This window comes from Xylanivirga thermophila (genome assembly GCF_004138105.1).
Lineage (GTDB): Bacteria > Bacillota > Clostridia > Caldicoprobacterales > Xylanivirgaceae > Xylanivirga > Xylanivirga thermophila.
On the sequence record NZ_RXHQ01000018.1, the window covers coordinates 38,218 to 51,433 of the forward strand.

7 protein-coding genes are annotated in these 13,216 nt (G+C 35.7%); all 7 read left to right on the forward strand.

All coding sequences use genetic code 11. The features are described from left to right. Positions 1-75: 75 nt before the first annotated feature. The 7 genes from EJN67_RS09120 (at position 76) to EJN67_RS09150 (ending at position 12,868) form a co-directional block, all read left to right on the forward strand. Complete coding sequence (locus EJN67_RS09120) at positions 76-1,812, forward strand: ABC transporter substrate-binding protein (protein WP_129724018.1); 1,737 nt, start codon at positions 76-78, stop codon at positions 1,810-1,812. Positions 1,813-1,940: 128 nt separating this feature from the next. After that, on the forward strand, positions 1,941-4,262 hold the full coding sequence (gene yicI, locus EJN67_RS09125) for an alpha-xylosidase (protein WP_129724019.1): 2,322 nt from the start codon (positions 1,941-1,943) through the stop codon (positions 4,260-4,262). Between the two features lie 125 nt (positions 4,263-4,387). After that, positions 4,388-7,207 carry a glycoside hydrolase family 3 protein gene (locus EJN67_RS09130; protein ID WP_129724020.1) on the forward strand — a complete coding sequence of 940 codons (2,820 nt, stop codon included), beginning with the start codon at positions 4,388-4,390 and terminating at the stop codon, positions 7,205-7,207. 182 nt (positions 7,208-7,389) lie between these two features. Then, on the forward strand, positions 7,390-8,406 hold the full coding sequence (locus tag EJN67_RS09135) for a LacI family DNA-binding transcriptional regulator (RefSeq protein WP_129724021.1): 1,017 nt from the start codon (positions 7,390-7,392) through the stop codon (positions 8,404-8,406). Between the two features lie 66 nt (positions 8,407-8,472). Next, positions 8,473-10,914 carry a GH36-type glycosyl hydrolase domain-containing protein gene (locus EJN67_RS09140; RefSeq protein ID WP_129724022.1) on the forward strand — a complete coding sequence of 814 codons (2,442 nt, stop codon included), beginning with the start codon at positions 8,473-8,475 and terminating at the stop codon, positions 10,912-10,914. 111 nt (positions 10,915-11,025) lie between these two features. Continuing rightward, the gene (locus tag EJN67_RS09145; RefSeq protein WP_129724023.1) at positions 11,026-12,384 is read left to right on the forward strand and encodes a GH1 family beta-glucosidase; all 1,359 of its coding nucleotides are present in this window, start codon (positions 11,026-11,028) and stop codon (positions 12,382-12,384) included. Positions 12,385-12,412: 28 nt separating this feature from the next. Further along, entirely contained in the window at positions 12,413-12,868 is a 456-nt protein-coding gene (locus EJN67_RS09150) for a VOC family protein (RefSeq protein WP_129724024.1), read from the forward strand. Positions 12,869-13,216 lie beyond the last annotated feature (348 nt).

Here is a 13,216-nt window from a genome sequence, read left to right on the forward strand (position 1 = left end):
ATAGGAGGTGAATTTAGAAGGGGATAAATTTTTTCTATGATTTTTGAAACGTAATAGATTAGAAAGGGGATAGATATGAAAAAATTTTTGAGTCTATTATTGGTAATGCTATTGATTACAGGTTTGTTTACAGGCTGTGAGAAAAATGAAAAAAATACTTCAGAAATCGAAAAATCCAATTCTGAAACTGTAGATAATGGAAATGACGATACATCTGATAATGAGCCTAAAGAAGAAGTTTCCAAAGAACCTATTACATTTACTATGTATAGTGCCGAGGCTAATGCAAACTATGATGAGTTTAAAAGTCCCGTTGCACAGAAAATTAAAGAGTTGACAGGCGTAACATTGGAGATTGAAAATGAAATAGGAACTGATCCCAAACAGCGTTTAGGCATAATGGCAGCTAGCGGTGATTATCCAGATTTGGTATATGCTAAAGGAGATCTGAATTTATTAAAAGATGCTGGTGGCATAGTTGAATTAGATGATTTGATTGAAGAACATGGGTCAAATATTAAAAAATTATTTGGGGACTATCTACCAAGGCTAAAATGGAGTTTAGATGATCCTCATATATATTATGTAGGTACTTATCCTGTACATGAAGTAAGTCTAAAGCCAGCGGGTGCATTTTGGTTACAACATGCAGTTGTTAAAGAATTAGGATATCCTGAAATAAAGACATTGGATGATTTTGGAAAAGCTATAAAAGATTATTATGCTAAAAATCCTAAAATTGATGGGCAGGATACAATTCCTATTACGATTTTGGCAGATGGATGGAGATTTTTGATATCTGTAACTAATCCTGCATGGGCTGTAACAGGTGGTTCGGATGATGGGGAATGGTATGTTGATCCTGAGACTTATAAAGCAGTACGTCATCATACTAGAGAGGAAGAGAAAGAGTATTTTAGATGGTTAAATCACATGAATAACGAAGGACTGTTAGATCCTGAAAGTTTTACTCAAAAGTATGATCAATATAAAGCAAAAATTGCATCTGGAAGAGTATTAGCATTAACAGATGCAGAATGGGAAATTTCTGAAGGAGAGACGGCATTACGTCAGAGTGGACTAGAAGAACGTATGCATGGTCTCTATCCTATAGTGTTAAATGAATCTACAGAATGTCGTGTAAACCAAAGCCCTGGATATACTGGAGGATGGGGCGTATCTATAACTAAGAGTTGTAAAGATCCTGTAAGGGCAATACAATTTTTAGATTGGATGGCCACAGAGGAAGCTCAAATACTTACCCATTGGGGGATAGAAGGAGAACACTGGGAATATGATTCAAATGGTAAAAGGGTATTTTTGCCTGAAATAGATGAGCAGAGACGTAATGATACGGAATTTTCTAAGAAAACGGGTATAGGAAACTACGCTTATCCATTTCCTGAATGGGGTAATGGCATAAAGGATTCCACTGATAATTATGTTCAACCTGATAGTGAAATAGATGATGTTATAGCAAATTATACTGATACAGAAAAGGAAATACTTGCAGGATATGGTGTAAAAACATGGATGGATCTATTCCCTTCTCCAGAGAAGTTTACAAGCAAGCCATGGGGTGCTACATGGATGTATAATATAGATGATCCAGATTTGGTGGAAATTGATAATAAAGTAAGAGATGATATAGGAATGCGATTGATTCCAAAGGCAATTCTTGCATCACCAGATAAATTTGATGAGATTTGGGATCAATATTTAAAAGAAATGGATGAAGCAGATTTGCCAAAATTAACAGAAGCAATGAATAAACTTATACAAGAGAAAATGGAGTTATGGCAAAGTAAATAGGATTGCATATTGAAAAAATTTCAATGGTATTGTACAGCAAAATTATATTAATATAATTTTGCTGTACAATACAGATTTATTATATAAATAAAACTTGCAGAAGAGAGACAAAAGGATGTGATTTATACATGAAATTTAGCAATGGTTTTTGGTTGGTTAGAGATGGTTTTAAAATTTATAATCCAGCTGAAGTATATGAAACTAATATTAATGATAATTCTGTTATGGTTTATGCACCATGTACTAAAGTAGATCATAGGGGTCAGACATTGGCTGGTCCTTTAATAACTATAAAAATTTCTTCTCCAATGGCAGATGTGATACGCATTCAGGCATATCACCATAAAGGGAATATAAAAGCTAAACCTAGCTTTAACATAAATGAAAGCAAGGATGTGGATATCAATATAGATGATGATGAAGAAAGCATTGTTTTTAGGAGTGGAAATTTGGAAGCAGTGATGTCAAAAAAGTATTGGGCAATTGATTTTTTTGATCGGGGAAACTATCTTACGGGATCAGGGGAAAAAAACTTGGGCTATATAACTGCAAATGGAGATAAAAGTTATATGTGTGAACAGCTCCATTTGGGTGTAAATGAATATATTTATGGTTTTGGAGAACGATTTACCAATTTCATTAAAAATGGTCAGGTTGTTGAAGTTTGGAATCAAGACGGGGGGACTAGTTCTGAGCAGGCTTATAAGAATATTCCGTTTTATATAAGTAATAAAGGATATGGGATATTTGTTGCCCATCCAGAGCATGTTTCTTTTGAGGTGGGTTCTGAAAAAGTTTCAAGAATTCAATTCAGTGTACCAGGGGAGTATCTGGAATATTATATTATAAATGGACCTAGTATGAAAAATGTATTGGAACACTATACCAATCTTACTGGTAAGCCAGCACTCCCACCTGCTTGGTCATTTGGCTTATGGCTTTCTACCTCATTTGTAACTGATTATGATGAGAAAACTGTAACTAGTTTTATCAATGGAATGAAGGAGAGAGATTTACCACTTCATGTTTTTCATTTTGATTGTTTTTGGATGAAGGACTTTCATTGGTGTGATTTTGAATGGGATAAAAGAGTTTTTCCGGATCCTGAAGGGATGTTGAAACGGCTGAAAGATAAAGGACTAAAGATATGTGTTTGGATTAATCCTTATATTTCTCAACAATCTAAATTATTTGATGAGGGTATGAAAAATGGTTATCTCTTGAAAAAAGCCGATGGAGGTGTTTGGCAATGGGATCTATGGCAACCTGGTATGGGGATTGTAGATTTTACGAATCCACAAGCTAGAGAGTGGTATGCTGATAAGTTGAGAAAATTAATAGATATGGGCGTTGATTGTTTTAAAACGGATTTTGGAGAACGTATACCTACTGATGTTGTATATTATGATCGTTCGGATCCAGAAAAAATGCATAATTATTATACATATTTATACAACAAAACTGTGTTTCAAGTACTTGAGGAAAGGTACGGAAAAAATAATGCAGTATTATTTGCTCGGTCTGCTACAGCAGGTAGTCAACAGTTCCCTGTGCATTGGGGAGGAGATTGTCTGGCTAATTATGATTCTATGGCTGAAAGCTTGCGCGGTGGTTTATCTTTAGGTCTTTGCGGTTTTGGATTTTGGAGCCATGATATAGGTGGTTTTGAAAATACAGCAACTCCTGATCTTTATAAACGATGGATTGCCTTTGGACTCCTTTCTTCCCATAGCCGTTTGCATGGCAATGCTTCATATAGGGTACCTTGGCTTTTTGATGATGAATCGGTAGATGTCTTACGTTTTTTTACCAAACTAAAATGCAGCATGATGCCTTATTTGTTCAGTATGGCTTGTAAAGCTTCAAAATATGGTATACCTATAATGAGACCTATGGTATTGGAGTTTCAAGAAGATATGGCATGTACTTATTTAGATACGCAGTATATGCTAGGCGATTCTATTTTAGTTGCACCTGTTTTTAGCGAGACAGGGAATGTCTCCTATTATCTACCTAAAGGGATATGGAGCAATTTCTTAACAGGGGAAAGAGTAGAAGGCGGGAGATGGATAGAAGAAAATCATGATTATATGAGTCTGCCTTTATTTGTAAGGCCAAATAGTATTATTGCCATGGGCAATAGGGATGATAGACCTGATTATGACTATGCAGAGGGAGTCACATTAAATGTCTTCCAGCTTGAAGACAATCATACTGCAACAAGCACTGTCTGTGATATGCGAGGGGAGATAGAACTCGAAGTAGAGGCAAAGAGATCAGGTAATATCATAGAGATAAAAGTAGAAGGGGCAACGAAACCATATAAAATTTGCCTAAGGGGTGTCAATGGGGCAAAAGTAGAAGGAGCATCTGAGGTAATTCAAAGAGATATGGGATTAGAGATAGTACCAAAACCAGAAATTCACGGACTAGAAGTCCAAATGCTATAGAATAGGTAGTTATGGTTTAACGTGTTTTATCTACGAGGGTAGAAGATATATGGGATGGTAAATGGATGATTTCTAATCCATCCATTTACACGATTTATTGAATCAGATATGTGAGGTGTGTATAAATGGGGAAATATCCTTTTGAAAATCCTGATTTACCTTTAGAAGATAGAGTGGAAGATCTTATATTACGTTTGACATTGGAAGAAAAAATAAGTCTTTTGCCTACTCAACAGGCAGCAGTGGAACGTTTAGGTATAAGAGAGTATTCTGTTGGGGGTGAAGCTGCGCATGGTGTAGCTTGGGTTGGGGAAGCAACAGTATTTCCACAACCAATAGGTTTGGCATGTACTTGGGATAAGGATTTACTATATAAAATAGGAGATGTAATTGGAACAGAGGCAAGGGCATATTATAAGAAGCTAGGTTCAAAAGGAGGTCTTACTTTATGGGCTCCTACTGTTGATATGGCGCGGGATCCTAGATGGGGACGAACCGAAGAGGCTTATGGAGAAGACCCTTGTTTAACTGGGGAGTTAACTACCCAGTTAATTAATGGAATGCAAGGGGATCACCCCTTTTATTTAAAAATGGGTGCTACATTAAAACATTTTTTTGCTAATAATAACGAGTATAATCGTGGGACTTCTTCAGCGAGTATTGATCCTAGAAATATGAAGGAATATTATTGGAATGCATTTAAACCTTCTATAGTAAATGCTAAGACATGTTGTATTATGACTGCATATAACGCTGTAAATGGAACGCCGTGTATAGTGGATCCTATACTAAATGATATTGTAAAGGGTGAATGGGGACTACCAGGTTTTATAGTCACAGATGCTGCTGATTTTAGCCAGACAGTTACTATGCATGGGTATTATTCTTCATATTATGAGACTGCTGCTGCAGCTTTGAAAAATGGTGTAGATTGTATAACAGATGAACCAGAACTTGTTATTGAATCAGTACGAGGAGCACTTTCAAATGGTCTACTTGAAGAGGTAGATATTGACAATGCACTAAGAAATATATTCAGGGTTAGATTTAGGTTGGGACAGTTTGATCCTGAGTCATGCAATCCCTATGCAGGTATATCTGAGGAAGATATCTGCCGACCAGAACATAGGAGGTTATCTAGAGAGGCAGCTAAAAAGTCTGTTGTCTTACTTAAGAATGAAGAGGGGGTACTTCCTCTTAATAGGGATAATATAAATAGCATTGCTGTAATTGGTCCCCTTGGTGACGTAGTATATACAGACTGGTATAGTGGTACTCTTCCCTACAAAATAACACCATTTAAAGGTATAGGCAAAAAAACAGATAATAAAGCTATTACCTTTACAGAAGGGTGCGATTGTATTGCATTAAAATCTCTTGACAATGATAGGTATATATCTGTAAGAGGAGGCAGTGACAATGTCTTGAGGGCAGAAGGTAGTACAATAGGAATAAACGAAATGTTTGATGTGACTGATTGGGGATGGGGAAACTTTACATTAAAATCCTATGTGAATGGCAAATTTGTAAATGGAGCAGAGAGTTTAACTGCATCTAAAGAGGAAGTTAGAAGCTGGTTTGTTGAAGAGTCTTTCAACATGATCTCCAAGGGAGACGATATATATATAATAAAGATATGGGATGGCAAGTATATAACTGTCAACAAAGAAGATGGAACTTTATTGGCAGTAGAAAGCGAGGAAAGTGCATCTAGATTCAAATTGGAGCTCCTATCAGATGGTATTAAAAATGCAGTAGCCTCAGCCCAAGGTGCAGATGTATCTATTGTATTTGTGGGCAACAATCCTTATATAAATGGCAAGGAGAACTATGACAGACCTGATATTATACTACCTCCAGCCCAGGAAAAGCTTATTGAAGCTGTATATGCAGCCAATCCTAATACTGTTATGGTAGTGGTAGGTAGCTATCCTTTCGCCATAAATTGGGCAGACAAAAACATCCCAGCTATATTATATACCTCCCATGCAGGCCAGGAGATAGGTAGTGCACTTGCAGATATAATATTTGGTGACTATAGTCCTGCAGGTAGACTAAATATGACATGGTATAAATCCATGGATCAGCTCCCGCCTATTACAGATTACGATATTATTAAGGGAAACCGGACTTATATGTATTTCGATGGAGATATCCTTTATCCTTTTGGACATGGACTTACATATACAGATTTTAAATATAGTAATTTAAAAATAGATGTAGAAAATAGCGAACAAGATAAAGATATAAAAATTACTTTTTATATAGAAAATATAGGCAAAAGGGCAAGTGATGAAGTTGTTCAATTATATGTTTCAGCAGATAATTCCAGAGTTAAAAGACCACTAAAGGAATTGAAATGTTTTGAAAGGATTCATCTAGATGTAGGAGAATCAAAAAGGATGGATTTTACCTTATCATCAAAAGAACTTGCTTTTTGGGATGTGACTAGAGAAAAATTCTGCATCGAGTCGGGATTTTATCATATCATGATTGGTTCATCTTCTAAAGATATTAGACTGGATAAAATAATAAAAATAGAAGGTGAAAAAATACCTCCCCGTGACCTTACATACAGAACTAAAGCTTTAAACTATGATGATTATAGCTTTGGTCATATAGCCTTGGGGGAAGGAGAAGAAAATAAAACCTGCGTTATTGCAAAGGATAAAGAGAGCTGGATTGCTTTTAATGATGTTCAATTTTCAAAAAGAATAGATGCTTTTGAAGTTAGGGCATTCGCTTATACAAAAGGGGATTTACTAGAAGTAAGAATAGATGACCCATATGGAGAAATTATAGCAAAATGCTATACAGAAGATGAAGAAAAGGTACATTCATGGGAAACTTTTTCATGTAAAATAACTCAAACTATAGAAGGTAACCATAATCTTTATATTAGATTTACCACACCATTGAGACTTAATTGGTTTAGATTTTTTTAATCTAAACCAATTAAGTTATTTTTTCTTATAATTTTTATATCTTGATTTAGTATTATAGATAATTTTTTTATTTATACTTGCATTTATTATAAAAGGTGCCTATAATAAATATAGGTAAACACCATCTAAAACGTTTTAGATAATCTATAACATGGATAGTTTTTAAGTGGGGTGTGCTAAACATGGCAAATATTCGCGACATATCTTTAAAATGTGGTCTTTCTGTATCAACTGTTAGTAAAGCATTAAACGGTTATAGTGATGTTAATGAACAGACGCGTGAATTAGTACTTAGGACGGCTAAAAGTTTAGGGTATGTCCCTAATGCCAATGCACGTGCTTTAAAAACTAATCGGACTTTTAATATTGGGATCTTATTCATAGATGACCAAAATAACGGGCTTACCCATTTGTATTTTTCCCATGTATTGAATAGCTTTAAAGATAAAGCCGAAAAGGATGGTTATAATATTACCTTTATTAATAGACGTTGGGGTAAGGAAACTATAACATTATTACAAAATTGTAAATTTCGGGGCATTGAAGGGGTTTGTATCGCTTGTGTAGATCAAGAAGACCCTGAAGTACAAGAACTTGCACAAAGTAATATACCAGTTGTCAGTATTGATTATATTTTTCCAAATTGTGCATGTGTTTTATCTAATAATAAAGAGGATATGAAAAAGCTAGTTTATCATGCTTATTCTATGGGACATACAAAAATTGCATATATTCATGGTACTGATTCGCATGTTACTCAGCAGCGTATTGCTGGGTATGTTGAGGCTATGAATGAATTAAACTTAGAGGTTAAGATGGAGTATATGATTGAAAGCTTATATACAAATGCGTATACCACACGAAAAGCAATGGAGAAATTATTAAGACTAAAAGATAGACCTACCTGCATTCTATTACCAGATGATGTTTGCTCTTTTGGTGCTATAGATGCTATTCAATCGTATGGTCTAACAATTCCTGATGATATTTCAATTGCTGGATATGATGGTGTTATATTTTCGCGTATTATGTCACCGAAACTAACTACAATTCATCAAAATACAACCAAAATAGGAGAAGAAGCAGCTAGATTATTGATTTATAATATTGAACATAAAAAGCATTCAATTTTTAAGCCAACCGTAATAGAAGGTGAATTGTGGACTAACGAAACCGTTGGACCTATTGTTAACGTTTAAATTTTTAACAATAATTATTGAATGGTACTCTAGATTATTAAGATTATATAGGGGGAAATTTTTATAATGAAATTTGGATATTTTGATGATAAGCAAAAAGAATATGTAATTACTTCTCCACGTACGCCTTATCCGTGGATAAATTATTTGGGATGTGAGGATTTCTTCGGCATAATTTCCAATACTTCAGGAGGGTACTGCTTTTATCGTGATGCACGCTTGAGACGTATTACTAGATATCGTTATAACAATATTCCTATGGATAGCGGGGGAAGATATTTTTATATACGAGATGGAGAGGACTATTGGGCACCATCTTGGCAGCCGGTAAAAAAAGAATTAGATAGGTATGAATGTAGACATGGTATGGGATATACCAAAATCAGCAGTCAGCGAGGTAATCTAAGGGTTAACCATTTAGCATTAGTGCCTTTAGGTTTTAATGGCGAAGTGCATCGTCTGATTTTTACTAACCTTAGCAATGAGACTAAAGATTTTAGTGTTTTTTCTTTTATTGAGTTTTGCCTTTGGAATTCATTGGATGACATGACGAATTTTCAGAGAAACTATTCTACTGGCGAAGTAGAAATAGAAGGTAGTGTTATATATCATAAGACAGAATATAGGGAGAGACGGAATCATTTTTCTTTTTTCTCGGTTAATCATGAGATAGACGGTTTTGATACAGATCTTGACAGCTTTTTAGGCATGTATAATGGCCTTGAGGCACCAAAAAGTGTTTTAAAGGGAGTTTGTAGCAACTCTATTGCCTCAGGCTGGCGTCCATGTGGTAGCCACCAAGTAAATTTAAGGCTAGAGCCTGGTGAAGAGAAATCATTAATTTATATAATAGGTTATGTTGAAAATGCAGAAAAAGAAAAATTTATTTCACCTGGAGTTATAAATAAACAAAAGGCATATGAAATGATTGATAGATTCAAGTCGGATGAAGATGTTGATTATGCAGTAATAGAGTTCTGTAATTATTGGGATAAACTTTTAGGAGTTTATCAATTAAGATGCGGTAATGAAAAATTAGAACGCATGGTAAATATATGGAATCAGTATCAATGTATGACTACTTTTAATATGAGCCGCTCAGCCTCATACTTTGAATCAGGTGTAGGCCGTGGAATGGGATTTCGTGATTCCAGCCAGGATCTGCTAGGAGTTGTACATCAAATTCCTTCTCGGGCTAGACAGCGTCTATTAGATATTGCTGCAACTCAATTTAAAGATGGCAGTGCCTATCATCAATATCAGCCCCTTACAAAACAAGGCAATCATGATATTGGATCCGGTTTTAATGATGACCCTTTATGGTTAATTTTAGGGACTGCAGCCTATATAAAAGAAACAGGAGATTTAGGAATCCTTGATGAACAAGTTCCATATAACTGCGATCCTGAGGATTGCGGAAATTTATTGGAGCATCTTAAGGCATCATTTGATCACGTGGTTAAGAATAAAGGGCCCCATGGTTTACCGCTTATTGGACGGGCCGATTGGAATGATTGTTTAAATCTTAATTGCCATTCTACTACAGCAGATGAGTCATTTCAAACAACTGGAACTGCAGACGGAAGGATTGCTGAATCAGTTCTAATTGCAGGTATGTTTGTAGCTATTGGTCCAGAACTTGTGGAGATGTTAGAGCGAAAAGGCGAAACAGGAAATGCAGAGCGAGCTCGTCATGAGATTGAAACGATGCGTAGAGCTATACTAGAATATGGCTATGATGGTGAATGGTTTTTACGTGCCTATGATGCATTTGGTAATAAGGTGGGAAGTCATGAATGCAAAGAAGGTAAGATATTTATTGAAACACAAGGGTATTGTATCATGGCAGGTATTGGATTAGAGGATGGAAAGGCTTTGAGTGCTCTGAATTCTGTTAAAAAATGGCTCGAGACAGATCATGGTATAATGATCCATCAGCCTGCCTTTACAAAGTACTACACCAACCTTGGAGAATGTTCTTCATACCCTCCAGGTTATAAAGAAAATGCCGGTATATTCTGTCATAACAATCCATGGATTATAATTGCCGAGACTATTGTAGGCCGGGGAAATCGTGCATTTGATCTATATTGTAAAATAGCTCCCGCCTGGCGGGAGGAAATCAGCGAAATTCATCGTACAGAGCCTTATGTGTATTCACAGATGATTGCAGGGGAAGATGCCCCACGTTATGGTGAAGCGAAGAATTCTTGGCTAACAGGTACAGCTGCATGGAACTATGTGGCTATCACTCAAGCCATATTGGGTATAAAGCCGGATTATGATGGATTAAAAATTTCACCATGTATACCTGAAAAATGGTCTGGTTTTACAGTAATAAGACATTTTCGTGGGGATACTTATGAAATTACTATTGATAATTCTGCCCATGTACAAAGGGGAATTAAGCGCTTAGAGATAGATGGTAAAGAAATAGAGGGGAATATTATTCCTGTATTTGGTGATGGTGAAAAGCATAAAGTATGTGCCTATATGGGTCAGATTTAAATTAAATAGATTAAATTAATTTAATAATGGCATGGAAAGACCTTTATAAGCTATACTGATTCTATTTTTGATTATGTCTATAATGCCATTGCGGGATAGGGGGAATTATATATGAGTTTTGGGGAAAATTTCATATGGGGTGCAGCGACTTCTTCATATCAAATAGAAGGCGCTGCCTTTGAAGATGGTAGAGGGCTTAGTATTTGGGATGATTTTTGTTCTATACCGGGAAAAATTTTTGGTGGACATAGGGGAGATATTGCTTGTGATCACTATCATTGCTACAGTGATGATGTAGATATAATGTCAGAGCTAGGTATTAATGCGTATCGATTTTCTACAGCCTGGCCAAGAATTTTACCTAGTGGTTTTGGTGAGATTAATTCTAAAGGGCTTGATTTTTATGATAAATTAGTGGATGCCTTATTGGAAAAGGATATCCTCCCTTATGTTACTTTATTTCATTGGGATTTGCCTTATGAACTCTTTAAACATGGGGGGTGGCTAAATCCTGACAGTCCAAAATGGTTTGCAGACTATGCTGAAATTGTGGCAAAAAAACTTGGCGATAGGGCAAAGTGTTTTATTACATTTAATGAGCCACAGTGCTTTATTGGATTAGGATATGTTACTGGGGCACATGCCCCGGGAAATATCATGTCGAAGAGGTCAAATTTGCAAATGGCGCACAATGTGATGCTTGCCCATGGCTATGCGGTACAGGCCATTAGAAGTGTAGTGTCCAATTCAAAGATTGGCTATGCTCCTACAAGCTCTGTTGCATATCCAGTTAGCAATTCTCCGGAAGATATAGATGCAGCGCGCAATGCCTATTTTAGTATACAAACAAATCCACATAATTATTTATGGAATGTAACTTGGTGGAGTGATCCTGTGCTACTTGGAAAATATCCAGAAGAAGGGATCAAATTATTTGGACCAGATTTACCTGTAATTGGACAGGATGATATGGATATAATCTCTCAACCACTGGATTTTTATGGTCAGAATATATATAATGGTTTTGCTATCAAAGCAGGCATAGATGGCGCTTGTGAATATGCCGAAAGGGTAAAGGGCTATTCAAAGACATCTATTGGCTGGCCCGTAACACCAGAATGTCTTTATTGGGGGCCTAAATTTTTATTTGAGCGTTATGGACTTCCAATCTATATTACTGAAAATGGAATGGCATGTCACGATACTGTATCTGTAGATGGTAAAGTGCATGATCCCAATAGAATAGATTTTTTACACCGCTATATTAGTGAACTAAAGAGAGCTATTGAAGATGGAGTAGATATTTCAGGATATTTTATATGGTCTTTGTTGGATAATTTTGAATGGACTAATGGATATTCTGAACGGTTTGGATTGGTATATGTAGATTATAAGAATAAAAAGAGAATTATTAAGGATTCTGGATATTGGTATCAAAAACTGATAAAAACGAATGGTGAAATTTTATAATATTCTTATTAAGAAGGGGGATATAAGTATGGATAAGGGTGTATTAGGTACGAATATGGTGACTCAAATAGGTATAGTAGTAAAGGATATAAAGGAAACGTCTAAGAACTATGCCCAGTTTTTGGGTCTGCCTCAACCTGAGATTATATTAACAGATACCGTTGATAAAACTAGGGCCATGTATAAGGGAGAGCCGTGTGTTGCAAGGGCATATCTTGCCTTCTTTAAGGTGGGAGAGCTGTTAGAGATTGAATTAATTCAACCTGATGAACATCCTTCAACCTGGAGAGAGTTTTTGGATACTAAGGGGGAGGGAATACATCATATAGCATTCAATATAAAAGATACTAATGTAAAGATTAAAAAGTTGCAAGATATGGATATGCCGCTAATTCAAAGGGGTGAGTATGAAGGTGGACGATATGTATATATAGATGCATTAAAAGATTTAAAGGTAATCATTGAAACGCTAGAAAATGACTAAAATGGGTTTAATGGAAGTAAAAAATATAGTTGGTAAATTGATCTTCTATGAGAGCATTTTATAATGCTTTTACAAACATATATCATATTTTATTTCTAAATTGCAATATTAAATGCAACACTTTTGAGAAAATCATACTTATCCATTTACTTCCTCTTGTCAAGGGGAGGGTGGAGATTTTCGAGTGTATACGAGAAAATACTACCCAACCTTGACAACGGTGGTAATGATATAATTTCTGTTGGCCTTTCGGCACATTTGCCGGAAGGCCTTACTAGTATATTCATAATCACATTACACTGAGAGTAGATAATTCACTATTAAAGCAAGCTTCAGGAGTCATATAGT